This is a genomic window from Xanthomonas sp. NCPPB 2250 (assembly GCF_056725265.1).
On sequence record NZ_CM161520.1, the window covers coordinates 1,223,314 to 1,248,393 of the forward strand.

Consider the following 25,080-nt stretch of genomic DNA (forward strand, 5'->3'; position numbering starts at 1 on the left):
GTCTGCCGTGGCGGGGACTTCAGTCTCGCCGGCTCCGGTGAACGCGGTGTCGCCGTCAGTCCAGCCGATGCACCGCGTCGGCGATGCGTGCCACTTCCTCGGCTTGATGGCTGACGTAGAGCATCGGCAGGCGCACGTCGTCGCGCACGCGCTGCAGGTAGGGGATCAGTTCGCTGCGGCGGTCGGCGTCCAGCGCCGACAGCGGTTCGTCGAACAGCAGCAGCGACGGCTGCGACAGCAGTGCGCGCCCGATTGCCACGCGTTGCGCTTCGCCGCCGGAGAGCGTGTCGGGGCGCCGCCCGAGCAGGGCGCCGATGCCGAGCAGGTCGACCACCGCATCCAGTGCGAAGCGCGCCGGCCGGCCGCGGCCGTGGCGGCCATAGCCGAGGTTGCGGCGCACGTCCATGTGGGGGAACAGGCGCGCGTCCTGGAACACGTAGCCGATGCCGCGGCGGTGCGCCGGCAGGTCGATGCCGGCGGCGCTGTCGTACAGCACCCGGCCATCGATGGCGATGCGCCCACTGCGCGGCGGCAGCACGCCGGCGATGGCGTTGAGCAGGCTGGTCTTGCCCGCACCGGACGGACCGACCAGGGCGACCACGCGCGCCTGTTCTTCGATGCGCACGTGGCGGGCGAAACGGCCGCGCTGCAGCTGCAGGTCGATGCTCAGCATCGGCGTCGGCTCCGGGCGGTTGCGCGGCTCATGCGTCCACCTCGGTGCCGCGCTGACGTCGCACCAGCCACTCGGAAGCCAGCAGCGCGCCCAGCGAGATCGCCAGCGCCACCGCCGCCAGCCGCCAGATGCCGGCTTCGGCGCCGGGCACCTGCAGCAGGCTGTAGATCGCCGAGGCCAGGGTCTGGGTCTGTCCCGGGATGTTGGAGACGAAGGTGATGGTGGCGCCGAACTCGCCCAGCGCCTTGGCGAAGCCGAGCACGCCGCCGGCGACCACGCCGGGCCATGCCAGCGGCAGGGTGACGGTGAAGAACACCCGCCATGGGCCGGCGCCGAGCGTGGCGGCGGCCGCTTCCAGGCGGCGGTCGGTGGATTCCAGGGCCAGGCGGATCGCCCGCACCATCAGCGGAAAGCCCATCACCGCGCTGGCCAGCGCCGCGCCGGTCCAGCGGAACGCGAACTGCACGCCCAGGTGCTCGAACAGCCATCCGCCGATCGGGCCCTGCAGGCCGAACAGTTGCAGCAGCGCATAGCCGGTGACGATCGGCGGCATCACCAGCGGCAGGTGCAGCAGCGCGTCCAGCAACGATTTGCCGAAGAAGCGGCGCCGCGCCAGCAGCCAGCCGCAGGCCACCGCGAACGGCAGGCTGGCCAGCGCCGCGACCAGCGCCACCTTGACGCTCAGCACGATCGCGGTCAGTTCCTGCGCGGTGAAGTCGAACAACGGCGGACCTCAGTGGGCGGGCGAGAAACCGTGGCGACGGAAGATCGCCTGTGCCGGTGGCGTGCCCAGCCAGCGTACGAAATCGGCGGCGGCCTTGGCTTGCGGGCTCGCACGCAGCGGCGCCACCGGATACACGATCGGCGCGTGGCTGTCGGCCGGGAAGGTCGCCACCACCCGCACCTTCGGTTCGGCCTGGGCGTCGGACCCGTAGACGATGCCCAGCGGCGCCTCGCCGCGTGCCACCAGCATCAGCGCGCTGCGCACGCTCTCGCTCTCGGCCAGGCGCGGCTGCACGCTGTCCCACTGGCCCAGCGTCTGCAGCGCCGCGCGCGCGTACTTGCCGGCTGGCACGCTGGCGGTCTGGCCGACCGCCAAACGCCCTTGCGCACCGAGCGCGGCGAGCAGGGCGCCCGGTTGGCGCAGGTCGACCTGGGCCTTGCTGGCGGCCGGCGCCACCAGCACCAGGGTGTTGCCGAGCAGGTCGCGGCGCAGCGCCGGATCGATCAACTTGCGCTGCTGCAGGTAGTCCATCCATTCCTGGTCGGCGGACGCGAACACGTCCGCCGGTGCGCCCTGTTCCACCTGCCGGGCCAGCGTGGAACTGGCGGCATAGGACACCTGCACGGGGGTGCCATGGGCGCGCTGGTAGGCACTGGCGGCCTCGTCCAGCGATTCCTTGAGGCTGGCGGCGGCGAACACGGTCAGCGGCGTCTGCGCCGAGACCGGCGTGATCGCGGTGGCGACGATCAAGGTGCACAGGCACAGCAGGCGGCGTAGCGGTCGGGTCATGGTCACTCCAGCGGTGGGCGGGGGAGGCGGTGCGGCAGTGCGCGGCGGTGCGCACGAGCACAGTCGCGCAGCACTGCCGCAGCTCCGCATCCTAGCGCGCCGGCGGCGCGCTGCCTGCTCACGCCGCCGGGGGCGCCAGGTCGTCGGTGCGGCCGGCCTGGATATTGGCGCGCACCGACGGCTGCATCAGCCGCGGCTCGGTCAGCGTTGCGTCGCGCGCCTTGCGCACGGCCACGAAGGCCGCTTCGTCGATGCCGTCGCGCACGTGGATGTTGCTGCGGCGCTGTTCGCCGATGCTGGTCTGGCAGGCGACCGCGCGGCCGCCGGCGCCGTAGTCGTGGCACACGAATACGCGCGTCGCCTCCGGCAGCGCGTACAGCCGCTGGATCGAGCGGTACAGCGTGGCAGCGTCGCCGCCGGGAAAATCGCAGCGCGCGGTGCCGCTGTCGGGCATGAACAGCGAATCGCCCGGGAACAGCGCATCGCCGATCAGGTAGGCGACGCTGTCGCCGGTGTGGCCGGGCACGGCGATCACCTGCGCCTGCACACTGCCGATCGCGAAGCGCTCGCCATCCGCGAACAGGTGATCGAAGCCACAGCGTGCCTGCGCTTCTGCGTCCAGGCCGAACTGCGGCGCGAAACGGGCGCGCACCTCGCGGATGCCGTCGCCGATCGCCAGCGTCGCCTGCGGCCAGCGTCGCTTGAACCACTGAGCAGCGGAGACATGATCGGCGTGGGCGTGGGTCTCGAGGATCCATCGCAGGTGCAGCCCGCGCGCGTCCAGGCAGGCGGCAAGCGCCTGCGCCGGTGCGTCGTCCAGTGCGCCGGTCTGCGGGTCGTAGCCGACCACCGGGTCGATCACCGCGGCGTCGTGACCGTCCTCGACCACGTAGCTCCAGGTGCCGGAACCGGCGTGGTGGAAGGCGTGGACGTGCGGATGCTGGCTCATCGATCGCTCCTGGTGGCGGCAGGTGGCGCGGCGCTGCAGTAGATGCCGTGCAGCACCTCGAGGATGCGCTGCACCGGGCCGGGCACCAGCGAATAATAGATGGTCTGGCCGTCGCGGCGGGTCTGCACCAGTCCATCTTCGCGCAGCAGCGCCAGATGTTGCGACAGCGCCGACTGGCTCAGCTCCACACGTGCGTTGAGTTCACCGACCGATTGTTCGCTGTCCACCAGCAGGCACAGCAGCAGCAGCCGCTTCTCGTTGCCGAGCGCCTTCAGCAGGCGCGCCGCCTCGCTGGCGTGCGCGCGCATCGCGGCAGGATCCAGGGCGGGCGCGGCGCGGCGCGGCATGGGCTCAGAAATCGACCGGGCCACCGGCCGCGGTCCAGCCCAGGAAGCCGCCGGTCAGCGAGCGCACCGCGGTGTAGCCCAGGTGCTGCAGGCTCAGCGCCGCCAACGTGGAGCGGCCGCCGCTGGCGCAGTACAACAGGATCGGCTGGTCGCGCCGGGCGAGCGCCGGATCGGCATCGAGGCGGAACTCGAGGATGCCGCGCGGGATGTTGATGGCGTTGGGCAGATGGCCCATGGCGAACTCGCCGGGTTCGCGCACGTCGATGATCCACTCGCCGGGCAGCGGCGTGGCGGCGGCATCGGTGTGGGCGGGGGTTTCGTGGATCTGCGCGCGTGCGCGGTCGACCAGGGCTTGGGCGGAAGAGGCGGGCATTGGGGGTGCTCGGCGGGAAAGTACTTCCATCATATCAGTTGACTCTAATATAAGAAAATTCTAATTTATCTCGCGGCCAGCCTCGGGCGGCCGCGCCCGGCCTGTCGCGGCGGCGTGTTCACCGACGGCGCGGATGCGCCCTTTCTCTGGAGTTCGATCATGCGTGTGCTTCGTTGGCCGATCCGCGGTGTCTGGCGTGCCGGACGGCGGCGCAGGACGGCTGCGTCCGTCGCTGCGCCGGCCCGCCGGAATGGCCGCGCGACCAGGGCTGGCTTGCTCGTGTGGCTGGCCATGCTGGCGCTGGCCGGCTGCCGTCATGACGCGGCTGCCGTCGCGCCGCCACCATTGCCGGCGCTGGCCACCGCGCCGGTGGAATCCGTGGCGATGGGATCGCGCTCCTGGGATGGTGTCGTGGCCGCGTTGGAGTACGCCGATCTGAGCGCGCAGACCGGCGGACGCGTGCGCAGCGTCGCGGTGGACGTGGGCGATCGGGTCGCCGCCGGCCAGGTGCTGCTGCAACTGAGCGCGGTGGAGCAGCGTGCCGGCGTGACCAGCGCGCAGGCGCAAGTGCGTGCCGCCACAGCCAGCGCCGACGAGGCCGAGGCCAGCTATCGCCGCTATGCGTCCCTGGCCGGGGCGCAGTACGTGTCGCGGGCGCAACTGGATCAGGCGCGCGCCACCCGCGATGCGGCGTACGCCGCACGCGCTGCCGCCGCCGCGCAACTGGCGCAGGCGCAGCAGCCGGCCGACTACACCGTGGTGCGCGCGCCGTTTGCGGGTGTCATCAGCGCGCGCCAGGTGCAGCCGGGCGAGGCGGTGGCGGCCGGGCAGGCCTTGCTGTCGCTGTACGTGCCCGGCGCGCAGCGCATCGAGGTGCAGGTGCCGCAGTCCGATGCCGATGCCATCCGTGCCGCGCCGCGCGCGCAGGTACGGTTGGACGATGGGCGCAGCCTGCAGGTTCCGCGGGTGACGGTGTTTCCCACCGCCGATCCGCGCAATCACAGCGTGACGGTGCGGGTGCCGCTGCCGGCGCTGCAGCCGGCCCCGGTGCCGGGCAGCACGGCCAAGGTCGGTTTTCCGCTGGCTGCCGGCGATGCCGCAGCGGCGGTGCCGTTGAGCATTCCGCTGTCGGCGCTGCTGCAGCGGGGCGAACTCAGCGCCGCCTATGTCCTGGCCGACGGGCGGTTGATCCTGCGACAGCTGCGGATCGGCCGGCGCGACGCGCAGCGGGTGGAAGTGCTGGCCGGGCTGCACGCGGGCGAGCGCGTGGCGCGCGACCCGGTCGCCGCCGGGCAGGCGCTGGCCGCGCAGCGGCGCGCGCTGGCGGCGCGCTGAGATGGGCATCTCCGGCCGCCTGGCGGCGTTCTTCCAGGCCAATCCGCTGACGCCGCTGCTGGCCCTGCTCGGGCTGCTGCTGGGCATCGCGGCGGTGGCGATCACCCCGCGCGAGGAAGAGCCGCAGATCGACGTGACCATGGCCAACGTGTTCGTGTCGCTACCGGGCGCCGATGCGCGCGAGGTCGAACAACTGCTGAGCACGCCGCTGGAACAGAAGCTCGACGAGATCGAGGGCATCAAGCACGTGTACTCGGTGAGCCGCCCCGGGCAGGCGGTGCTGACCGTCGAATTCGAGGTCGGGGTGCCGCGGCAGACCGCGCTGGTGCGCCTGTACAACCAGGTGTATTCCAACCTGGACGTGCTGCCGACGCGGATGGGCGCGAGCGCACCATTGATCAAGCCCAAGGGCATCGACGACGTGCCGGTGATGAGCGTGACCCTGTGGAGCGACGATCCGCAGCGCAGTGCCGCCGACCTGGGTGCGATCGCGCGCACGCTGGAAACCGAACTCAAGCGCATCCCCGGCACGCGCGACATCTACAGCATCGGCGCGCCGCCGCGGGTGGTCACGGTGACGCTGGATCCGGCGCGGCTGGCCGCCTACGACCTCACCGTGGCCGACCTGGGCCAGGCGTTGCAGGGGGCGAACCTGGTGCACCCGCTCGGCGACCGCATCGGCGGCGGTCGCGCGGTGCCGCTCAGTGCCGGGCGGTTCCTGGCCGATGCCGATGCCGTGCGCGAGTTGGTGATCGGCGTGCACGACGGCCGGCCGCTGCAGTTGCGCGATGTGGCACAGATCCAGGCCGGTGCGGACCTGCCCGCTGCCTATGTGTGGTACGGCGCGCCGCCCGCGCGTGGTGGCCCGGCGCAGGGGCGCGCACCCGCGGTGACCCTGGCCATCGCCAAGAAGCCAGGCAGTGACGCCTCGGCGCTCACCCGCGCCGTGAGCGCGCGCCTGCAGGCCTTGCGCGGCGAATTGCTGCCGCAGGGCGTGCATGCGGAGGTCACCCGCGACTACGGTGCCAGCGCGGCGGCCAAGGCCGGCAAGCTGATCCACAAGCTGGTGTTCGCCACCGCCTCGGTGGTGCTGCTGGTGCTGTTCGCGCTGGGCTGGCGCGAGGCCAGCGTGGTCGGCAGCGCGGTGGTGCTGACCCTGGCGCTGACGTTGTTCGCCTCGTGGGCGATGGGCTTCACCCTCAACCGCGTATCGCTGTTCGCGCTGATCTTCTCCATCGGCATCCTGGTCGACGACGCCATCGTGGTGGTCGAGAACATCCACCGCCATCTGCGCGCCGGTGGCAAGACCTTGCGCGAGGCGATCCCGCCTGCGGTGGACGAGGTCGGCGGCCCGACCATCCTCGCCACCTTTACCGTGATCGCGGCGCTGATGCCGATGGCCTTCGTCAGCGGCCTGATGGGGCCGTACATGCGGCCGATCCCGATCAACGCCTCGGTCGGCATGCTGCTGTCGCTGGCGATCGCGCTGGTGGTGACGCCCTGGCTGGCGCTGAAGCTGTTGAAGCGGCATGTGCCGGCGGGAGCCGCGCAGGCACATGCGGGTGGCGACGCGCCGCCGCGCCTGCAGCGCCTGTTCGGGCGCTTGCTGCGCCCGTTCCTGGATCCTGTCCGCGGCGCGCGCCGGCGCGGCTGGCTGTTCGCCGGCATCGCCGCCCTGCTGCTGGCCGCGATGGGCCTGGTCGGACTGCAGTGGGTGGTGCTGAAGATGCTGCCGTTCGACGACAAGTCGGAACTGCAGATCGTGGTCGACCTGCCCGAAGGCAGCACCCTGCAGGACACCGATGCGTTGCTGGTGGACCTGGCCGGCGTGCTCGACCGCACGCCGGAGGTGCACGACTACCAGGGCTATGCCGGTACTTCGGCGCCGGTCAACTTCAACGGCCTGGTGCGGCAGTACTTCCTGCGTAGCGGCAACAACGTCGGCGACCTGCAGGTGAATCTGATCGACAAGCACCGGCGCACGCGCCACAGCCATGCCATCGCCCGCGCGCTGCGGCCGCCGCTGGCGGCGATCGCACGCCGGTATGGTGCCTCGCTGAAGGTGGTGGAGGTGCCGCCGGGGCCGCCGGTGCTGGCGCCGCTGGTGGCCGAGGTGTACGGGCCGGACTACCCGCGCAGCCGCCAGCTCGCCCTGGCGCTGGAGCGGCGCTTCCTGCGCACGCCGGACGTGGTCGATGTCGACACCAGCGTGGAGAGTGCGGCCACCCGCGAAACGCTGGTGGTCGACCGCGTGCGCGCCGCGCGCCTGGGCGTGAGCCAGGCCGCCATCGCCGATGCCCTGGCCACGGCGGTGCAGGGGCTGGACGTCACCTGGCTGCACGATGGCACGTCCAAGGTGGCACAGCCGGTGCGGCTGCGCCTGCCGGCCGCCGCGCAGGCCGCCAGTGCCCGCCTGCTGGCGTTGCGCGTGCGCGGCGGCGATGGGCAACTGGTGCCCTTGTCGGAGCTGGTGACGGTGCAGCGCCTGCCCTGGGACGACAGCATCGCGCACAAGGACCTGCGGCCGGTGGTGTATGTCACCGGCGACGAAGCCGGGCGCCTGGACAGCCCGCTGTACGGCATGTTCGACCTGGTCGGGCAACTGCGCGGCCACAGGCTCGATGGGCAGACGCCGCAGCAGTATTTCATCGCACCGCCGGTCGACACCGCCGACTTCGCAGTTAAGTGGGACGGCGAGTGGCAGATCACGTACGAGACCTTTCGTGACATGGGCATCGCCTACGCGGTGGGCCTGTTGCTGATCTATCTGCTGGTCGTGGCGCAGTTCCGCAGCTATCTGTTGCCGCTGGTGATCATGGCGCCGATTCCGCTGACGGTGATCGGGGTGCTGCCGGGCCACGCGCTGCTTGGCGCGCAGTTCACCGCAACCAGCATGATCGGCATGATCGCGCTGGCCGGCATCATCGTGCGCAATTCGATCCTGCTGGTGGACTTCATCCGCCATGCGTTGGCGCAGGGACGCAGCGCCGAACAGGCGGTGATCGAGGCCTGTGCGGTGCGCGCGCCGCCGATCGTGCTGACCGGCCTGGCGGCGATGCTGGGCGCGTTGTTCATCCTCGACGATCCGATCTTCAACGGCCTGGCGGTGGCACTGCTGTTCGGCATCCTGGTCAGCACCGCGCTGACCCTGCTGGTCATTCCGTTGCTGTACTACCCGTTGGCACAGCGCGCAGCGGCGGCGTGAACGCGACGCTGCGTCCACATGCCGTTACCGGTGCCGGCGTAGAGTCGCACGTCCCTCCTTCGCAGTGGAGCTTCCACCATGCCCATCGGCGATCCGATCCGCGTCACCCTGGAGCAGGACACGGACTTCGCGTTCCGCATCCGCTTCGACGAAACCGCGCTGGAGCCCTGGCTGAGCGACGAAACCGCACCGCTGGGCCAGGAGCGCGGTCCCAATCCCACGCGCATCCTGCTGGCCGGCATCGCCAATTGCCTGGCGGCGAGCCTGCTGTTCGCGATGCGCAAGTACAAGAACGACCCGGCCGGGGTGGTCGCGCACATCACCGCCACGCCGATGCGCAACCCCGAGGGCTTCTGGCGCATTCCGCAGGCGTCGGTCGAACTGCAGTTGCCCGGCGCCAACCAGGACTACGCGCAGTTGGAGCGGATCCTGGCCCAGTTCGAGCAGTTCTGCGTGGTCACCCAGAGCGTGCGCCAGGGCATCGACGTGCAGGTCACGGTCAAGGATGCGCAGGGCACCGTGCTGCTCGGCGACAAGAGCATCGAGGCCGGGGCATGAGCGAGTCGCTGCATGTCGCCTGCCCGCACTGCGCCGCGCTCAACCGGGTGCCGGGCGAGAAGCTGGCGGCGTCCCCGCAATGCGGGCGCTGCCATCGTGGCTTGTTCGACGCGACCCCGGTGACGCTCACCGCGGAGACCTTCGCCGCGCATGCCGAACGCAGCGACCTGCCGTTGCTGGTGGACGTGTGGGCGCCGTGGTGCGGCCCGTGCCGGACCATGGCCCCGCATTTCGCGGCGGCTGCCGCGCAGCTCGAGCCGCGGCTGCGCCTGGGCAAGCTGGACAGCGATGCACAGCCGGCGCTGGCCGGGCGCTTCGGCATCCGCAGCATTCCGACGCTGCTTCTGCTGCGGCAGGGGCTCGAACTCGGCCGTCACAGCGGCGCCATCGGCACCGCCGAGATCGTGCGCTGGACGCGCACGCAGTTGGGTGTGGCGTAAGTGCTCTCGCAGGAGCGGCTTCAGCCGCGATGGGCTTTTCCAGGCAAGCCCATCGCGGCTGAAGCCGCTCCTACCGTGTGCGCCGCGCTTACTTGCCCAGCGCTGCGTTCAACGTGGCTGCCAGATCCGCACCGGCCTGGCGCAGCTGCGCCTCGGCGACCGGGCGCCAGGTCGTCACGTAATCGGCCGGCAGCGTGGCGCCGGGCGGATAGAAGCCCGGACGCAGCATGATCTTGCAGGAGGCCTCGGCCCACGCCGCGGCCGGCGGCGGCAGCGCGCTGCCCGCCGGCGAGGGCGCCGGCAACGGCTGCTTTTCCAACTCGGCCAGGTAGGCCTGTTCGTCCAGCCCGCGGCTGCGCAGCAGGCCGCTGTCCCATAGCGAATGCAGATTGCTGCCCTTGCCCTCGAACTGGATCTGCACGGTGTTGGCGCCCTTGTCGCGGGCGTAGCCGGCATGCAGCGGCTGCTGCACGTCGCCGGCGAAATGCACGACGAACTTCAGCGCCTGCGCACGCGCGGCCTGCGGCTGGCTGCGGTCGGCGAGGATCGCGGCCTGGCGGCGCAGCGCTTCGACCGCGCAGTTGCCATCCGGACAGTCGCGGGTCTGCTCGTAGTGGCAGTCGTTCTCGGCCAGGTTGACGTAGTGCCAGCGCGCGCTGCGCTTGCCGAGGTCGGGATCGTGTTCGCGGAGCTGGTCGGCCCAGTTGGCCACGCCGGCCAGGGTCGGGTCGGGTTCGCCCTGCAGCAGGGTACGGACCTGCGCGCGGGCTTGCGGGGTGAGTTGGGTGTCGGCGAGATCGGCGACCAGGCGGTGGCCCAGCGGGCCCCAGGCGAAGGCGGCGGACGGTGCGGCGGCAAGGGCCGCGGCGAGCGCGGTGCAAACGAAGGGAGAGATTTTCATGCGCCGATTCTAGCCGGCGCCGACGACGTGGCCATGACGCGTATTGGGTCTATTGCGTTGCCGCTCAGCATGGCGGACGTCCGTGCCAAGTGGCGTCGCAGACCGTGCCGAGCCGCGTCCGAGGACACGACCCGGCTGCCGGCTCAGAAATACATCAGGTAGGCGACGCCGTAGGTGACCGGGTCGAGCTTGGCCTTGCCGAGCGTGCTGCCATCGACTTCCACGTCGCTGCGCATGCCGGTCCAGCGTGCGTCCACGCGGATGGCGCTGCGCTCGCCGACGGCGAAGTCCACGCCGGCATGCACCGCCGGTCCAATGCTGTCCTTGAACTTCACGTCGTTGGACGAAAACGCGCCCTTGCCGTCGCTGCCGAGGAATGCGGTGTAGTTGAGGCCGGCGCCGACGAACGGGGAGATGTCGCCGTTGCCGTTGAAGTGGTACTGCAGCGAGATGGTCGGCGACAGCATCCAGGCGCTGCCGATATCGCCACCGCGGTCCAGGCCGATCTTCTGCTGGCCGACCAGGCCCTGGATCTCCACGCCGAGGTTGCCGCGGAAGAAGTATTCGTAACTGAACGACACGGCCGGCGCGACGTCGGCGTCGAAGCGTTGGTCGCTGCCGCGCAGCGTGCCGTTGGACGACCCCGGCACCATGCCGTGCAGGCCATAGCTGGTGGTGAAGTGGCCGGCCGACTGCGCCGCGGCGGGCATGGCGATGCTGGCGAGGGCGGCGACGGCAAGGCGACGGAACAGGCGTGGCGGCATGGGAGACCCCGGTGGACGACGAGTGGGCGGATGCGAACCCCGTGTCGGCCCGGCGGGCACCGATCCACATCCGTGTGGCGCGTAGTCTGCCAGAGAAGCGGGGCGGACGCGCTGCGCTCCGGCGAGGCCGCGTCTGCGGCCCGCGCGTCGATCCGGTAGGGCCATGCTCCGGGATGGCGCCGCTGCCGCGCGCGGCGCCGATCCTGTTGCCGCCGGCGCCGCAGCTCGCAGCGGCGCCGGTGCCCGTCTCAGAACTTCATCACGTAGGCCAGGCCGTACACCAGCGGGTCGATGTGCGCGGTGCCCAGGTCGCTGCCGTTGACCTTGACCTTGCTGTCGATGTCGATCCAGCGCATGTCCACGCGCAGCGCCGACTTGTCGGTGAGCGCGATGTCCACGCCGGCATGCGCGGCCAGGCCCCAGGAGTCGTCCAGCTTGAGCTTGCTGCCGGCCAGCGCGCCGGTGGTCTTCTCGCTGAAGAAGGTGGTGTAGTTGAGGCCGGCGCCGACGAACGGCGAGACCTTGCCGGCGCTGTTGAAGTGGTACTGCAGCGACACGACCGGCGGCAGGTGCTTGGTGCTGCCGACCTTGCCCACGCCCTTGACGCTGATGTCGTGCTCGAACGGCAGCGCGGCCAGCACTTCCACGCCCAGGTCCTGGTGCACGAAGTACTCGAAGGTCACCGTCGGCCGGATGTTGCTGTCGATGCGCAGCGGCAGGGTGCCGCCGGCGAGCGTGCCGTTGTCGGACTTCGGGTTGACCTGGTGGGCGCCGATGCCGATGGTCCAGTCGCCTTGCGACTGCGCCAGCGCCGGCAGGGCGCACAGGGTCAGGGCGGCGGCCAGGCCGGCGAGCAGGAGGGGGGAGGTGGTGCGCATGGTGGAGTCTCGGTTGGGTGTGGGCGCAGTGTCCGGCGCGCCGCCCCATGCCGCCTTGATCCTGATCAAACCGGCGTGTCCGGCGTGGCGCGGCCGGCCTGCTAGAATGGGATTTCCCCTTCCATCCGCCGCGCCAGGCGCGGCCGCAGGAGCTACTGAAATGGCAATCAAGGTCGGCATCAACGGTTTCGGTCGCATCGGGCGCAACGTGCTGCGCTCGGCGGTGCAGAATTTCGGCAGCGACATCGAGATCGTCGCCATCAACGACCTGCTCGAGCCGGATTATCTGGCCTACATGCTGCAGTACGACTCCGTGCACGGCCGCTTCGAGGGCGAGGTGTCGGTCGACGGCGGCCACCTGCTGGTCAACGGCAAGAAGATCCGCCTGACCCAGGAACGCGATCCGGCGGCGCTGAAGTGGGGCGAGGTCGGCGTGGACGTGGTGATCGAGTCCACCGGCCTGTTCCTGACCAAGGAAACCGCGCAGAAGCATCTGGACGCCGGCGCCAAGAAGGTGATCCTGTCGGCGCCGTCGAAGGACGACACGCCGATGTTCGTGTATGGCGTCAACGACAGCACCTACGCCGGCCAGGCCATCGTCTCCAACGCCAGCTGCACCACCAACTGCCTGGCGCCGCTGGCCAAGGTGATCAACGACAAGTGGGGCATCAAGCGCGGCCTGATGACCACCGTGCACGCGGCCACCGCAACCCAGAAGACCGTGGATGGCCCGAGCAACAAGGATTGGCGCGGCGGCCGCGGCATCCTGGAGAACATCATTCCGTCCAGCACCGGTGCGGCCAAGGCGGTCGGCGTGGTGATCCCGGAGTTGAACAAGAAGCTCACCGGCATGAGCTTCCGCGTGCCGACCTCGGACGTGTCGGTGGTCGACCTGACCGTGGAACTGGAAAAGCCGGCCACCTACGCCGAGATCTGTGCCGAAGTGAAGGCGCAGAGCGAAGGCGCCCTGAAGGGCATCCTCGGCTACACCGAAGACAAGGTGGTGGCTACCGATTTCCGCGGCGACGCGCGCACCTCGATCTTCGATGCCGATGCCGGCATCGCCCTTGACGGCACCTTCGTCAAGCTGGTGTCCTGGTACGACAACGAGTGGGGCTACTCGAACAAGTGCCTGGAAATGGTCAAGGTGGTGGCGAAGTAAGCCGCCTGGCGTCGTCCACAAAGAAAGCGCCTTGCGGCGCTTTTTTGTGGGCGATGACGTGCCCGGATGGAATGGCGCAGGTCCCGTGCCTGCATGCCCCGGAGGACATGACACGCTCCAGGTGTCGCACGCCGGCTTGCCGGACAGATCGTGCAGGTGCTTCCTGCTCCGGGTCGATGTTCGTGCGGTTGCGGCGGGACTGTTCAGGCTGGGGATCCGGATGGACTCAAGACCTGCCTGGCTTGAAGCCAATTCGATGCACTGCTATTGCCGGCATTGCTTCGCGAAAAGCTTTGGATAGTTCATTCTGGGGTCGATGCTTTTCAGGGGAATGGGCGTGGTGTTTTCGATTTCCTTTCCATCGAGGCCGATAAGCCTTGCGTGACATTCCTTGTCGATCACCACAAGGCAGGTCTTGCCGAAGATGGATTTGTCTTTGACGAGCGTTGCGGATAGGTTGAAAAAAAGCCACGGACATTCGAATTCCGTCACGATCCTGCTGCCTTCCTCGTTGAGGATCGTCAGGCACGGCGGCTGATGATCGCGTACGGGCAGCGCAAGGCACAGAATTTTCTTGTCGATGTACTTCGGATGCCTGGTCGAGGTCTTGCCGAAATACGAGGGTACCTGTCCCGCAATGTAATAAAATTCCCCGTAGTTATTGCCTTTCCTGTCGATCAGTACATCGCATGCCTCATAGCGGTTGAAATACCAGCGCGATGATAGAAAGATGGGTTTGTCCAGAATTCTGTGGGTGATTCCCATGCCTCGTTGGGAGAGATCGAAACAGGTGTCTCCGCCGCCCTGTCCCCAGGTCGTTTCAAAATCTACCAGCGGTTCTCCTTCGGCGGTATATAACTGGAATATTTTGTGTGTGTAGTGATCGATGGGGTTTTCGTCGTCGCGAATCCAGATCGAAAAGAAATACTCCGCGCCGCGCACGCGATGAACAGAAAATGGTTCTTCCCGGTAGGGGCCTTCCCATAGTTCCCGGCGTTCGTTTCTAAGCGTGTCGTAGAGGTGGATGGTGACCTGGGACAAGGGATTTTCCTTGTCCTTGGCCACTTGCAGCAACAGTCGTTGCGGCGTTATGGGGGCTGCACACAGGATGAGCTCGTCTTCGAGTAAGCGGACAAGGTTGCCGTTCCGAAAGGAGAAAATCGAGTTGGTAATGAATTCCCCTGAAAAATGGATTGCTATCCAGTAATCGATCTGACGGTTGAAATCCGTTTCCCACTTGTCCCAGTTGTAGGGGAAGTGGCTTCCATTTAAATCGGCGAACGTCTTTTCGGGCGGTTGGTAGACGATGTCTCCATTTCTTTCGATCAGGTATGTCTTGTTCTCTTCGCCGGCTGCGTAATACAGGCCAAGCTTTTCCAGCCAGAAGAAATAGAAGTCCGGGTACTTGTCCTGTAGCGTAAGGCAATCCATATCTGCTCGTTTCTTGAGTTGCAAATGGAGGGATGTTGGTGGTCATTGGCTGCGCATCGGCCTTGTGCGGCCAGTTTTCCGCCGTTTTCGTTGCGTCTTCATTGCTTTCCTCGACTTTCGCATGCGAGTCGGGGTGGTCGTTTGCCGCATCCACGATGATTGCATTGGTCCCAACGCGAGATCCACTCTTCATGGCGGAGTGGTTCTGCGAGGGCCGATGGAGTCCTTGCGCCGTGTTTCAGGCCCACCAGCGCATGTCGTCACTGTGATCGTGGAGGTGCGATCAGGTCGACACTGACCAGGGCCGGTTCGCTGAGGTGCGTGCGGCGCATCTCGTCCTGCAGGCGACCCAGCGCCTGCCGCATCGCCGCGCTGGTGCTCGTGGCGACCGTGTCCAGGTGCTGAGGAGCTCGGCCACGCGACCGGCGGGTTACGTATGTTCCCGTGCAGCGCTCGGCCCGTTCTGGCGCTGTCGCGAACGCAGGCCCAGGCCACAACGAAGAAGGAGCGCTCACGCGCTCCTTCTTCGTTGTGGCGAGCCGTTGGCCCTGCTGCGGCGCGTCGAATGCCGTAGGCTGGCTCGGCCTCGCGATTACAGGGCGTCGCGCGATTGGTTGCTTTCGGTCTGCCGATAGTCGGTGACCACGCCCTTGGCGTCGAATTCCACCTCCAGGTCATACGACTTGACGTTGCGTGCACCGACGCCGTGGTCCTGCGCCTCGTTGATCGCCTGGCCGGTGTAGAAACCCGGCAGCATGCGCTTGAGCACCGTCGTCGCGGTACCACGCACTTTTTCGCCGTGCGACTCGCCCGGGCTGTAGGTCCAGGACTTTTCGTAACCGCCTTCCTTTCCGGACGTCCTGTAGACGTGCTTTGGCTCGCCATAGATGGCGCGTACCTCTTCCTTGGTGGTCTTGCCGATGACGATGTTCTTCTTGACCGCGTCGGCGGTGTAGAGATCCGGATTGTCGACCTTTTCGGCCAGGGCGGGAGCGGCGAAGGACCCGGCCAGCAGGGCCGAGATCAGCAGGGTGCGAAAGGGTTTCATGGTCATGTCCGTTTACCTGGGGAGTGGCGTCTGCAATCCAGAGTGCACCGATCGCGTCGAGGCGATGCGTCGTGTGGCATCAACGCGGCGCGACGAGCTTAGGCATGGCGAAATGACGCCGTCAATACAGCACGCACGGGCGTTCAGGCAGAGACGACGCCCTGGCGATGAGGGCGTCGCACTCGTCGGCACACGGTCTGCGGGCGCTGCGCAGGCGGCTGTGCCGACATCGCGCGCGGCAGCCTGTGATCCGCTGCCGCTTTTGCGGTGGCGACCAGTGCGGGCGGCTACAGCGCCTGCAGGATCAGCGAGTGCCAGCCGGTGCGGTAGGTTTCGTAGCCGGGAGAGGCGGCGTGCGCGATGCAGTGCGGCCGGCCGTCGAGATCGATCAGCACGGCGCCACGCGGCTGCTTGAACAAGGCGTCGCGGCCGTCGAAGTCGATCCGGTCCTGCAGCATGCGCCCGGCCGAGTCGGCCAGCACCCGGCCCTGCGCATCGACGATGCAGGCGCGGCTGCGGCCCCATTCGGATTCGGACAGCGGCGTGCGCTGCACGATCGTCTGCGCCAGCGCGTCCCAGCGGAACACGATGCCCAGCACGCCCAGCACGCGCCCATCGACGCGACCGCCGTCGCGCACCGTGCATGCGTACACCAGCACGCGCTCGCCGTCGGCCAGCGCACTGGCATGCACGTCCTGAAAGCCGAATTCCTCGCCGCTGCGCGTGCGCATCGCGTGTTCGAACCATGGCTGCGCGGAGACGTCGCTGCCGACCGAGGCGAACTGCCGCGGTCGGCCGTTGGCGCGGATGCGGCCATCGCTTCCGGCCAGGATCAGGTCGAAGTAGACCGTGTACGAATCCAGGATCTGGCCCATGCGCCGCGAGGCGTAGGCCAGCGCCTCGGCATCGCTGTCGGCACGCGCCGCGGCGACCACCGCCGCGTCGGTGGCCCACCAGCGCACGTCGCAACTGCGCTCGTAGAGGTTGCGGTCGATCAGGTCGATGTTGCTCAGGGCCAGCTCGCTGAGCCGCGTGCGACGCACGTCGTCCTGCAGGCGGCCCAGTGTCTGCCGCATCTCCGCGCTGGTGCGCGCGGCGACCTTGTCCAGGTCCTGGGTGGCCTCGGCCACGCGTCGCGACAGTCCGTCCATTTCCTGCGCGATCACGCTGAAGCCGCGTCCGGCGGCGCCGATCCGCGCCGATTCGATGCGCGCGTTCATGGAGATCATGTGGGTGGTGCGGTTGATCGCGTCGATCCCCTGCAGCGAGCGGCGCAACTGGCCGAGCAACTGGTCGGACAAGCCGACGACGGCGCGAATCTGGTCATCGATCCCCGCGTCGGCGGGGTGGGCGGGTAGGTTCATTCATGCTGCCGGTGGGGTGGGAGAAAACAGCAGACGGACGACGCGATAAGGGGTGTAGCGGCCGCCGGTGCACTGGACTTGAGGGCGCTGTGAAGACCGTTTGTCGGAACGTCGGGCCTTGCGCTGACTGGGCTGCGGCCTCGTCCGTGGGCCGATGTCGGCGCCGAACTCGTCTACCATCTGCGCCAGGTCCGGCGCCGCCGGGCCCCCGGTGCGCGCCACGGGCGCCGCCCCACCGCCTGTGGAGATGTGAGACGAATGGACAAGTTGGTCGTGCTGGTGGTGTTTGCGGCGCTGGTGGTGCTGGCGCTGCCACTGCTGTCGATCGTGGCCCTGGTCGGGCAGTCGCGCCTGCGCCAGCGGCTCGCCGCACTGGAGGCGCAGGTGGCGCGGATGGCCGCCGCCACGCCGGCCACCGCGACGGATCGCGCCGATGTCGCGGCCGCTGCCGCAGAGGGCCAGGCCGCCGTCGCCGAGTCCGAGGTCGAGGCGGAGGACATGCCGTTCGCTGCAGGCCTCGACCTTTCGCGTCCAGACCCGTTCGCCGAGCCCGTCGTGGCGCCACCGCCGCTGCCGCCACCCTTGCCGGCGTCTCCCAGGGACGACGATTTCGCGACGCTGGCCGCCGCGGTCGAACGCGCCGAGCAGCAGCAGGCCCAGGCGCGCACCGCCGCGACGGCCCAGCCCGCCGCGCCGCGTGGGCCGGATCCGATCGAACGGCTGTTGGGCGGGATCAAACGCTCGTTCACCGAGGGCAATGTCCCGGTCAAGATCGGCATGCTGGTGCTGCTGGCCGGCGTCGCCGCGCTGCTGAAGTACGCTGGCGACCAGGGCTGGCTGCGCATGCCGATCGAGCTGCGCTACGCCGGCATCGCCGCCGCGTCGCTGGCCGGCCTGGCCTTCGGCTGGCGCCAGCGCACGCGCAAGCGCAGCTTTGCGCTGGCCCTGCAGGGCGGGGCGATCGGCGTGCTGCTGCTGATCGTGTTCGCCGCCTTCAAGCTGTCCGGGCTGATCCCCGCCGGCGCGGCGCTGGCGCTGAGCATCGCCCTGGTCGCGGGCATGTGCGTGCTGGCGGTGGCGCAGGAATCGCGCACGCTGGCGGTGCTGGGCACGCTGGCCGGCTTCCTCGCGCCGCTGTGGCTGTCCACCGGCAGCGGCAACCACGTCGCGTTGTTCTCCTACTATGCGCTGCTCAACGCGGCGGTGTTCGCGATCGCCTGGTACCGGCCGTGGCGGGTGCTGAACCTGCTCGGGTTCGGCTTCACCTTCGGCATCGGCACGCTGTGGGGCGTGTTGCAGTACCGGCCCGAAAAGTTCGCCAGCACCGAGCCGTTCCTGCTGCTGTTCTTCGCCTTCTACCTGCTGATCCCGATCCTGTATGCGCGGCGCCAGGCAGCGCGCAGCACGCTGATCGACGGCAGCCTGGTGTTCGGCACGCCGCTGATCGCCTTTTCGCTGCAGGCGGGGCTGCTGCGCGGCGACGGCCTGCCGTTGGCCCTGTGTGCGCTGGGACTGGCGGCGATCTATGCCCTGCTGGCGGCGGCGCTGATCCGGCGCGCGAGCTTCGCGGTGCTGGGGCAGGCGTATGCGGTGCTGGCGGTGGGGTTCGCCACGTTGGCGGTGCCGCTGGCGCTGTCCGCGCGCGCGACCGCCAGCGTGTTCGCGCTGGAGGGGGCGGCGTTGGCGTGGCTGGGCCTGCGCCAGCGGCGCTGGCTGCCGCAGTTCAGCGGCGCCGGCCTGCAATTGGCGGCGTCGTTCGGTTTCCTGGTGGGCGTGGAGGACATCGCCCAGGACACCCAGGCGGTGGCCAACGCCACCTTCATGAGCGGGCTGCTGCTGGCGCTGGCCGGTTTCGCCAGCGCCTGGTGCTACCGCCGTGGGCGGGCCGCCGTGCCGGCGCTGGGCTACTACGTGTGGGGGCTGTTCTGGTGGTGCGGGATCGGTGTCACCGAGATCGTGCGATTCGTCGACGCCGACGCGCGCGCCGACGTGCTGCTGGCGTGGGTCGCGGTCAGCGGCTGGCTCGCCGCCGAGGCGCAGCGGCGCTGGCCGGCACTGGCGCTGGCCGCGACCACGCTGGGTGGCCTGGCCCTGGCCTTGCCGCTGGCGGTCTGGCAGGCCGATGTGCACGGGCAGCCGTTCGCCGGGCATGGCGGCTGGGCCTGGGCGCTGTTCGCGGTGCTCGGCGTGCGCAGCCTGCTGTGCCTGCGCGACAGCGGTGGCGGCGTCGCGCGTGCGGCGCAGTTCGTGTGGTGGCTGGTGTGGCCCAGCGTGGTCGGGCTGCTGTGCACCTGGATCGCGCTGCACAGCGAGCTCGCCGCCGGCTGGCGCTGGATGCTGTTGCTGGCGCCCTGGTTGCTGGCGACGGCGCTGTCGCTGTGGCGCTGGAACTGGCTGGCGGCTCCGCTGGGTGCGGCATTCGCGCCGTGCCGCAGCGCGCTGCAGAGCACCTACTTCGGCCTGCTGGCGGTGGCCTGGCTGTACAGCCTGGGCCTGCCCGGCAGCAGCGCGCCGCTGCCCTGGGTGCCGGTGCTCAATCCGCTGGAACTGACTCAACTGGCGCTGCTGGTCCTGGGCGTGCGCTGGACCCGCACCGCGGAGCTGCCGGCGCTGCTGCGGCCCTGGCGCACCCAGCTGTTGGCCGGTGCCGGCTTCCTGTGGATCACCAGCGTCACCCTGCATGCGGTGCACTACTGGGCGGCGGTGCCGTGGCCCGGCGTGCTCGGCAATGGCGTGGCGCAGACCAGCCTGACCGTGGTCTGGAGCGTGCTGGGCGTGCTCGGCTGGGTGCTCGGCTCGCGGCGCGGCCAGCGCGGCCTGTGGCTGGCCGGCGCGGTATTGATGGCGGTGGTGCTGGGCAAGCTGTTGCTGGTGGACCGCGGCAACCTCGGCAACGTCGCCGGCATCGCCTCGTTCATCGCGTACGGCTTGTTGTGTACGGTGGTCGGCTATCTGGCGCCGGCGCCGCCGCGCGCTGCCGAACCGGCCGAGGAGGCCATCCCATGATCCGACGTGCGCTGTTCCCGTTGTTGCTGGCCGGGTTGCCGCTGTGCGCGTTCGCCGCCAGCCAGCGCGACGACTACGCCCAGCAGTGGCCGCTGACCCTGCAGGACGCCGATGCCGGCGCCTATCGCGTGCAGCTCGACGATGCGGTCTACCGCAGCGCGCAGCGCGCCTCGCTGGGCGATGTGGAGGTGTTCAACGCGGCCGGCGACCCGCTGCCGGCGGCCCTGTTCGCCGCCGAGCAGGCCGAGACCGCGCCGCGCCGGCAGCCGCTGCCGTGGTTTCCGCTGCCGGCGGCGCCCGACGGGCGTACGCCGGATCTGGAGCTGATCGCCGAGCGCGACAGCGACGGCAGTGTGCGCCGCATCCAGACCCGCGTGGCCGGCGCTGGCCCCGACGCGGGCGCTGCCGGCTGGCTGGTCGATGCCAGCGCACTGCGTGCGCCGCTGCGCGCGCTGTCGCTGCAATGGGCCGCCGCTGCGCAGCCACAGCAGGCCCGCTATCGCGTCGAGGGCAGCGACGACCTGCGCGACTGGGAGGTGGTGGTGGACGAGGCGACCCTGGTCGACCTCAGCAACCAGGGGCACCGCCTGCAGCAGCTGCGCATCCCCATCGGCCGCGAGGTGCGCTATCTGCGCCTGCTGCCGCTGGCCGGTGCCGGCGCGCCGCCGCTGACCGGAGTGGAAGCCGAACTGGCGCCGGTACCGGTCGCGGCCGACTGGCATTGGCAGCAACTGGACGCGGCGAGCACCGATCCCGCGCAGCACGGCTATGCCTTCGTGTCGCCGGGGCGCTACCCGGTGACGCGCGTCGACATCGCCTTGCCCGGCAACAACGCCATCGAATGGCGCGTGCAGAGCCGCGACAGCGCCGAGGCGCCGTGGCAGGACCGCGCCGGCCCATGGCTGGCCTACCAGGTGGGCGGCGGCAGCCGCTCGCCGCCGCAGGCGCTGACTGCGCCGGTGCGCGATCGCTACTGGCGGCTGCTGGCGACGCAGGAGCCGGGCCGGCAGCGGCCGGCGCTGCGCCTGGGCTACCAGCCGGAGACGCTGGTGTTCCTGGCGCAGGGGGCGCCGCCTTATGCCCTGGCCGCCGGCAGTGCGCGCACCCAGCGTGCGCAGGCGCCGTTGGCCGCCGCGTTGCAGGCCTTGCACACCCAGCGTGGGCCGCAATGGGCGCCGGCCACTGCCAGCCTCGGCGCGGTGCAGCCGCTGGCCGGTGCCGCGGCGTTGCAGGCGCCAGCGCCACCGCGCGACTGGAAGACCTGGCTGCTGTGGGCGCTGCTGGTCGGCGGTGCGCTGCTGGTGGTCGGTTTCGCGCTCAGCCTGCTGCGCAAACCCGGCGCCGCCGACGGTACGGGCTGATCGATCCCGCGGCGACGGTGCGTACGCTGCGCCGCGCGCGCGGGGCAGCGCACCGTACCCCACCGATTTGCCGCTGTGCGGCCGACGCCGGAAAATGGTGGTTTCGCCGCTGCGCGGCGATCGGCCGAACGGCGTGCACCCGACGTTCCGATGCCGACGCCGATACTGCACCGATGGCGCGGTTTTCCCTTTGCAACCCCACGAAAGCGAGCAATCACATGTCCATCCTGCGAATGACCGATCTCGACCTGTCCGGCAAGCGTGTGCTGATCCGGCAAGATCTGAATGTGCCGATCGACAATGGCCTGATCACCTCCGAGCAGCGCATCCTGGCCTCGGTGCCGACGCTCAAGCACGCACTGGAGCAGGGCGCGGCGGTGATGGTGACCTCGCATCTGGGCCGGCCCAAGGAAGGCGTGTGGACCCAGGAGGATTCGCTGGAGCCGGTGGCCATCCGCCTGGCTGCGCTGCTCGGCGTCGACGTGCCGCTGATCCGCGACTGGGTCGATGGCGTGGACGTGCAGCCGGGGCAGATCGTGCTGCTGGAGAACTGCCGCATGAACGTCGGCGAGGGCAAGGACGACGAGGCCCTGGCGAAGAAGTATGCGGCGCTGTGCGACGTGTTCGTGATGGACGCCTTCGGCACCGCGCACCGTGCGCAGGCGTCTACCCATGGCGTGATCAAGTTCGCCCCGGTCGCCGCCGGCGGCCCGCTGCTGATGGCGGAGCTGGATGCGCTGGCCAAGGCGCTGGAGCAACCGGCCAAGCCGCTGCTGGCGATCGTCGCCGGCAGCAAGGTCTCGACCAAGCTGGAACTGCTGTCCAACCTGGTGGACAAGGTCGATCAGTTGATCGTTGGCGGCGGCATCGCCAACACCTTCATCGCCGCGGCCGGGCATGCGGTCGGCAAGTCGCTGTGCGAGCCGGACCTGCTGGAGACCGCGCGCAAGATCGTCGCCGACGCCAATGCGCGCGGCGCGGCGATCCCGCTGCCCAGCGACGTGGTGGTAGCCAAGCAGTTCATGCCCGACGCCGAGGCCACGGTGAAGGCGGTCACCGATGTCGCCGACGACGACCTGATCCTGGACATCGGCCCGCAGACCGCCGCGCACTACGCCGAACTGATCGCCAAGGCCGGTACCGTGGTCTGGAACGGCCCGGTCGGCGTGTTCGAGTTCGACGCCTTCGGCAAGGGCACCGAAACCCTGGCGCGGGCGATCGCCGCCTCGTCGGCGTTCTCCATCGCCGGCGGCGGCGACACCCTGGCCGCGGTCGACAAGTACGGCATCGCCGAGCAGGTCAGCTACATCTCCACCGGCGGCGGCGCGTTCCTGGAGTTCCTGGAAGGCAAGACCCTGCCGGCGGTGGCCGCGCTGCAGGCGCGCGGCGCGTGAGCGCCGCCGACGTCCTGTTCTTCGACCTGGACGGCACCCTGGTCGATTCGGAGGCCGGCATCGTCGGCAGCCTGCGCCACGCCTTCGCCGAACTGAGGCAGCCGCTGCCGACACCGGCACAGTTGCGCGCCTGGATCGGCCCGCCGTTGCGCGACAGCTTCCAGCAGCACTTCGGCGGCGATGCGGCGCTGGTGGAGCAGGCGTTGACCCTGTACCGCAATCGCTACGACAGCGATGGCTGGCGCGAGCACACGGTGTTTCCGGACATCGGCGCGGCGGTGGAAGCGGTGGCTGCGTCCGGTCACCGCCTGGCGGTGGTGACCTCGAAGAACGAACGCTTCGCGCGGCGCATCGTCGAGCACCTGCCGTTCGGCGGACGCTTCGAGGAGATCGTCGGCGCCAGCGACGACGGCGCGCGCCGGGCCAAGCCCGAGCTGATCGCCGAGGCGCTGCGGCGGCTCGCGGTCGTGCCGGCGCGGTGCCGCATGATCGGCGACCGGCGCATGGACATCGACGGCGCGCGCCACCACGGCATGCGCAGCATCGGCGTACTGTGGGGCTTCGGCGATGCCGAGGAACTGCGCCAGGCCGGTGCCGATGTGCTGGCGCAGTCGCCGGCGCAGTTGCCGGCGCTCGTCGCGGCCTGAATGGGCACGTGCGCCGGTGCGTCCGGCGCACGGGGCGCTGGCTGCGCATGGTGCGTCGCCTGGCGTGCGCCTGCCCACGCGGTGGCCGAGGGCAGGCGGTCGTTGCCGTGGCATGACCACATACTGTCCCGCATTGTCCGCTCGCTATGCCGGGCCGCGCGTGCGTCTATGCCGAAATGCCATGCTGTGTGATGGGCGCGTGTGCTAGCTTTGAGCGCTTTTTCCAAGGATGCCATCATGATAGAACGCCAGCGCCGCACCAAGATTCTCGCCACCCTCGGTCCGGCCACCGACCCGCCCGGCGTGCTCGAGGATCTGTTCCGCGCCGGCGTCAACGTGGTGCGGTTGAACTTCAGCCACGGCGATCCGTCCGGCCAGGCCAAGCGCGCCGCCGAAGTGCGCGCCGCCGCGGCCCGCGTCGGTGCCGAGATCGGCATCCTCGCCGACCTGCCCGGTCCGAAGATCCGTATCGAGCGCTTTGCCCAGGGCAAGGTCTCGCTCAAGCTCGGCGACCGCTTCGACCTCATCGCCGACCCCAATGCCGCGCCGGGCGACGCCAGCCAGGTCGGCGTCAGCTACCTGGGCCTGCCGCAGGACGTGGCGCCGGGCGACGTGCTGCTGCTGGACGACGGCCTGATGCAGCTGAAGGTGGTCGAGGTGCAGGGCGAGCGCATCGTCACCAGCGTGCTCAACGATGGCGTGCTGTCCGACCGCAAGGGGCTCAACAAGCAGGGCGGCGGCCTGTCGCTGGGCGCACTGACCGAGCGCGACAAGGAACTGATCGGCATCGTCGCCAAGATCGGCGTGGACTTCATCGCGGTGTCGTTCTGCCGCAATGCCGAGGACATGAACGAGGCGCGGCGCATCGCCCGCGCGCACGGCTGCGATGCGGCCCTGGTATCCAAGATCGAGCGCACCGAGGCGATCGAGAACCTGAGCGAGATCGTCGAGGCCTCGGACGTGGTGATGGTCGCGCGTGGCGACCTGGGCGTGGAGATCGGCGACGCCGAGCTGCCCGGCCTGCAGAAGAAGATCATCAAGGAATCGCTGGCGCAGAACAAAGTGGTGATCACCGCCACGCAGATGCTGCAGTCGATGGTGGAAAGCCCGATCCCGACCCGCGCCGAAGTGCTGGACGTGGCCAACTCGGTGATCGACGGCACCGACGCGGTGATGCTGTCGGCCGAGAGCGCCGCCGGCGCCTATCCGATCCGCGCGGTCGAGGCGATGGCGCGCATCTGCCTGGGCGCCGAGCGCCAGTTCGAGACCGAGACCGACTTCGGCATGGCCCCGCGCAACCTCGAGCGCGCCGACCAGGCCATCGCCATGGCGACGATGTTCCTGTCCCAGCACGTGGGCGTGCGTGCGATCGTGGCGATGACCGAATCCGGCGGCACCCCGCGCTACCTGTCGCGCTTCCGCGCCAAGGCGCCGATCTTCGCGGTGACCCGCCACGACGGCGCGCGCCGGCACATGGCGATGATGCGCGACGTGTTCCCGATCAACTTCGACAGCCGCGGCCTGACCCCGCGCGAGGCCGCGCGCGGCGCGATCCGGGTGCTGGTCGAAGCCGGACTTCTGGCGCCGGGCGATCGCGTGGTGTTCACCAGCGGCGAGCACATGGAAACCCACGGCGCGACCAACACCCTGCGCCTGCTCGAGGTCGGCCCGGACGGCCGTGCCAGCGGCCTGGGCGAACTCTGAAGGACGCGGCGCGGCGGCCCCTGCCGC

Annotated in this window: 22 protein-coding genes; 10 read left to right on the top strand and 12 right to left on the bottom strand. The window is 69.6% G+C overall.

All coding sequences use genetic code 11. The features are described 5' to 3' along the window. Positions 1-55: 55 nt before the first annotated feature. The 6 genes from AC1PMG_RS05130 to AC1PMG_RS05155 all read right to left on the bottom strand — a co-directional run bounded on the left by AC1PMG_RS05130 (position 56) and on the right by AC1PMG_RS05155 (position 3,855). Positions 56-673 carry a molybdenum ABC transporter ATP-binding protein gene (locus tag AC1PMG_RS05130; RefSeq protein ID WP_320744995.1) on the bottom strand — a complete coding sequence of 206 codons (618 nt, stop codon included), beginning with the start codon at positions 671-673 and terminating at the stop codon, positions 56-58. 28 nt (positions 674-701) lie between these two features. Further along, on the bottom strand, positions 702-1,397 hold the full coding sequence (modB, locus tag AC1PMG_RS05135) for a molybdate ABC transporter permease subunit (protein ID WP_481110874.1): 696 nt from the start codon (positions 1,395-1,397) through the stop codon (positions 702-704). 9 nt (positions 1,398-1,406) lie between these two features. Continuing rightward, positions 1,407-2,186, bottom strand: a complete 780-nt coding sequence (gene modA, locus AC1PMG_RS05140) for a molybdate ABC transporter substrate-binding protein (protein WP_481110875.1) — start codon at positions 2,184-2,186, stop codon at positions 1,407-1,409. Positions 2,187-2,304: 118 nt separating this feature from the next. Further along, entirely contained in the window at positions 2,305-3,135 is an 831-nt protein-coding gene (locus tag AC1PMG_RS05145) for an MBL fold metallo-hydrolase (protein WP_481110876.1), read from the bottom strand. Beyond that, positions 3,132-3,482, bottom strand: coding sequence for an ArsR/SmtB family transcription factor (locus tag AC1PMG_RS05150; RefSeq protein WP_184447052.1), 351 nt, complete (start codon positions 3,480-3,482; stop codon positions 3,132-3,134). Before AC1PMG_RS05150 ends, AC1PMG_RS05145 begins: the two co-directional genes overlap by 4 nt. Before the next feature lie 4 nt (positions 3,483-3,486). Continuing rightward, a complete protein-coding gene (locus tag AC1PMG_RS05155; protein ID WP_481110877.1) occupies positions 3,487-3,855 on the bottom strand; it encodes a rhodanese-like domain-containing protein in 369 nt (122 codons plus the stop codon). A gap of 279 nt (positions 3,856-4,134) precedes the next feature. On the opposite strand from AC1PMG_RS05155, the gene AC1PMG_RS05160 reads away from it, so the two are divergent. The 4 genes from AC1PMG_RS05160 to trxC all read left to right on the top strand — a co-directional run bounded on the left by AC1PMG_RS05160 (position 4,135) and on the right by trxC (position 9,393). Then, positions 4,135-5,190 (top strand): efflux RND transporter periplasmic adaptor subunit, encoded by a 1,056-nt coding sequence (locus tag AC1PMG_RS05160; RefSeq protein WP_481111613.1) that lies wholly within the window; start codon positions 4,135-4,137, stop codon positions 5,188-5,190. A gap of 1 nt (position 5,191) precedes the next feature. Then, a complete protein-coding gene (locus AC1PMG_RS05165; RefSeq protein ID WP_481110878.1) occupies positions 5,192-8,395 on the top strand; it encodes an efflux RND transporter permease subunit in 3,204 nt (1,067 codons plus the stop codon). A 78-nt stretch (positions 8,396-8,473) separates the two neighbouring features. Continuing rightward, a complete protein-coding gene (locus AC1PMG_RS05170) occupies positions 8,474-8,953 on the top strand; it encodes an OsmC family protein (protein ID WP_019801935.1) in 480 nt (159 codons plus the stop codon). Then, positions 8,950-9,393: a thioredoxin TrxC gene (gene trxC, locus AC1PMG_RS05175; protein WP_481110879.1), complete on the top strand. Its 444-nt coding sequence runs from the start codon at positions 8,950-8,952 to the stop codon at positions 9,391-9,393. The genes AC1PMG_RS05170 and trxC overlap by 4 nt, the downstream gene beginning before the upstream one ends. Before the next feature lie 88 nt (positions 9,394-9,481). On the opposite strand, the gene AC1PMG_RS05180 is transcribed toward trxC, so the two are convergent. The 3 genes from AC1PMG_RS05180 to AC1PMG_RS05190 all read right to left on the bottom strand — a co-directional run bounded on the left by AC1PMG_RS05180 (position 9,482) and on the right by AC1PMG_RS05190 (position 11,936). After that, complete coding sequence (locus tag AC1PMG_RS05180; RefSeq protein ID WP_043094932.1) at positions 9,482-10,294, bottom strand: S1/P1 nuclease; 813 nt, start codon at positions 10,292-10,294, stop codon at positions 9,482-9,484. Between the two features lie 143 nt (positions 10,295-10,437). Beyond that, positions 10,438-11,058 carry an OmpW/AlkL family protein gene (locus AC1PMG_RS05185; protein WP_481110880.1) on the bottom strand — a complete coding sequence of 207 codons (621 nt, stop codon included), beginning with the start codon at positions 11,056-11,058 and terminating at the stop codon, positions 10,438-10,440. Positions 11,059-11,306: 248 nt separating this feature from the next. Further along, positions 11,307-11,936 (bottom strand): OmpW/AlkL family protein, encoded by a 630-nt coding sequence (locus AC1PMG_RS05190; protein WP_017917377.1) that lies wholly within the window; start codon positions 11,934-11,936, stop codon positions 11,307-11,309. 160 nt (positions 11,937-12,096) lie between these two features. Between AC1PMG_RS05190 and gap the strand changes: the two genes are divergently transcribed. After that, the gene (gene gap / locus AC1PMG_RS05195; RefSeq protein WP_043094937.1) at positions 12,097-13,098 is read left to right on the top strand and encodes a type I glyceraldehyde-3-phosphate dehydrogenase; all 1,002 of its coding nucleotides are present in this window, start codon (positions 12,097-12,099) and stop codon (positions 13,096-13,098) included. Positions 13,099-13,362: 264 nt separating this feature from the next. Here the strand turns inward: gap and AC1PMG_RS05200 are convergent, their stop codons facing one another. From AC1PMG_RS05200 to AC1PMG_RS05210, 3 genes are all read right to left on the bottom strand, one after another. After that, a complete protein-coding gene (locus AC1PMG_RS05200; protein ID WP_481110881.1) occupies positions 13,363-14,529 on the bottom strand; it encodes a hypothetical protein in 1,167 nt (388 codons plus the stop codon). A gap of 592 nt (positions 14,530-15,121) precedes the next feature. Next, positions 15,122-15,583, bottom strand: coding sequence for a hypothetical protein (locus AC1PMG_RS05205; protein WP_342072807.1), 462 nt, complete (start codon positions 15,581-15,583; stop codon positions 15,122-15,124). A gap of 281 nt (positions 15,584-15,864) precedes the next feature. Then, the gene (locus AC1PMG_RS05210; protein ID WP_481110882.1) at positions 15,865-16,941 is read right to left on the bottom strand and encodes a methyl-accepting chemotaxis protein; all 1,077 of its coding nucleotides are present in this window, start codon (positions 16,939-16,941) and stop codon (positions 15,865-15,867) included. 258 nt (positions 16,942-17,199) lie between these two features. Here AC1PMG_RS05210 and AC1PMG_RS05215 point away from each other — a divergent pair, with 258 nt between their 5' ends. The 5 genes from AC1PMG_RS05215 to pyk all read left to right on the top strand — a co-directional run bounded on the left by AC1PMG_RS05215 (position 17,200) and on the right by pyk (position 25,053). Next, the gene (locus tag AC1PMG_RS05215) at positions 17,200-19,947 is read left to right on the top strand and encodes a DUF2339 domain-containing protein (protein WP_481110883.1); all 2,748 of its coding nucleotides are present in this window, start codon (positions 17,200-17,202) and stop codon (positions 19,945-19,947) included. Further along, a complete protein-coding gene (locus tag AC1PMG_RS05220; protein ID WP_481110884.1) occupies positions 19,944-21,308 on the top strand; it encodes a DUF3999 domain-containing protein in 1,365 nt (454 codons plus the stop codon). The genes AC1PMG_RS05215 and AC1PMG_RS05220 overlap by 4 nt, the downstream gene beginning before the upstream one ends. Before the next feature lie 218 nt (positions 21,309-21,526). Next, positions 21,527-22,702, top strand: a complete 1,176-nt coding sequence (locus tag AC1PMG_RS05225; protein ID WP_481110885.1) for a phosphoglycerate kinase — start codon at positions 21,527-21,529, stop codon at positions 22,700-22,702. Then, positions 22,699-23,349 (top strand): HAD-IA family hydrolase, encoded by a 651-nt coding sequence (locus tag AC1PMG_RS05230; RefSeq protein WP_481110886.1) that lies wholly within the window; start codon positions 22,699-22,701, stop codon positions 23,347-23,349. The genes AC1PMG_RS05225 and AC1PMG_RS05230 overlap by 4 nt, the downstream gene beginning before the upstream one ends. Positions 23,350-23,586: 237 nt before the next feature. Continuing rightward, positions 23,587-25,053 (top strand): pyruvate kinase, encoded by a 1,467-nt coding sequence (gene pyk / locus AC1PMG_RS05235; RefSeq protein ID WP_010341498.1) that lies wholly within the window; start codon positions 23,587-23,589, stop codon positions 25,051-25,053. Positions 25,054-25,080 lie beyond the last annotated feature (27 nt).

Bases quoted from the DNA above. Each gene is read 5' to 3' on its own strand.
- AC1PMG_RS05130 (WP_320744995.1), bottom strand. From the start codon at position 673: ATGCTGAGCATCGACCTGCAGCTGCAGCGCGGCCGTTTCGCCCGCCAC.
- modA (WP_481110875.1), bottom strand. From the start codon at position 2,186: ATGACCCGACCGCTACGCCGCCTGCTGTGCCTGTGCACCTTGATCGTC.
- AC1PMG_RS05145 (WP_481110876.1), bottom strand. From the start codon at position 3,135: ATGAGCCAGCATCCGCACGTCCACGCCTTCCACCACGCCGGTTCCGGC.
- AC1PMG_RS05150 (WP_184447052.1), bottom strand. From the start codon at position 3,482: ATGCCGCGCCGCGCCGCGCCCGCCCTGGATCCTGCCGCGATGCGCGCG.
- AC1PMG_RS05155 (WP_481110877.1), bottom strand. From the start codon at position 3,855: ATGCCCGCCTCTTCCGCCCAAGCCCTGGTCGACCGCGCACGCGCGCAG.
- AC1PMG_RS05165 (WP_481110878.1), top strand. From the start codon at position 5,192: ATGGGCATCTCCGGCCGCCTGGCGGCGTTCTTCCAGGCCAATCCGCTG.
- AC1PMG_RS05170 (WP_019801935.1), top strand. From the start codon at position 8,474: ATGCCCATCGGCGATCCGATCCGCGTCACCCTGGAGCAGGACACGGAC.
- trxC (WP_481110879.1), top strand. From the start codon at position 8,950: ATGAGCGAGTCGCTGCATGTCGCCTGCCCGCACTGCGCCGCGCTCAAC.
- AC1PMG_RS05180 (WP_043094932.1), bottom strand. From the start codon at position 10,294: ATGAAAATCTCTCCCTTCGTTTGCACCGCGCTCGCCGCGGCCCTTGCC.
- AC1PMG_RS05185 (WP_481110880.1), bottom strand. From the start codon at position 11,058: ATGCCGCCACGCCTGTTCCGTCGCCTTGCCGTCGCCGCCCTCGCCAGC.
- AC1PMG_RS05190 (WP_017917377.1), bottom strand. From the start codon at position 11,936: ATGCGCACCACCTCCCCCCTCCTGCTCGCCGGCCTGGCCGCCGCCCTG.
- gap (WP_043094937.1), top strand. From the start codon at position 12,097: ATGGCAATCAAGGTCGGCATCAACGGTTTCGGTCGCATCGGGCGCAAC.
- AC1PMG_RS05200 (WP_481110881.1), bottom strand. From the start codon at position 14,529: ATGGATTGCCTTACGCTACAGGACAAGTACCCGGACTTCTATTTCTTC.
- AC1PMG_RS05205 (WP_342072807.1), bottom strand. From the start codon at position 15,583: ATGACCATGAAACCCTTTCGCACCCTGCTGATCTCGGCCCTGCTGGCC.
- AC1PMG_RS05210 (WP_481110882.1), bottom strand. From the start codon at position 16,941: ATGAACCTACCCGCCCACCCCGCCGACGCGGGGATCGATGACCAGATT.
- AC1PMG_RS05215 (WP_481110883.1), top strand. From the start codon at position 17,200: ATGGACAAGTTGGTCGTGCTGGTGGTGTTTGCGGCGCTGGTGGTGCTG.
- AC1PMG_RS05220 (WP_481110884.1), top strand. From the start codon at position 19,944: ATGATCCGACGTGCGCTGTTCCCGTTGTTGCTGGCCGGGTTGCCGCTG.
- AC1PMG_RS05225 (WP_481110885.1), top strand. From the start codon at position 21,527: ATGTCCATCCTGCGAATGACCGATCTCGACCTGTCCGGCAAGCGTGTG.
- pyk (WP_010341498.1), top strand. From the start codon at position 23,587: ATGATAGAACGCCAGCGCCGCACCAAGATTCTCGCCACCCTCGGTCCG.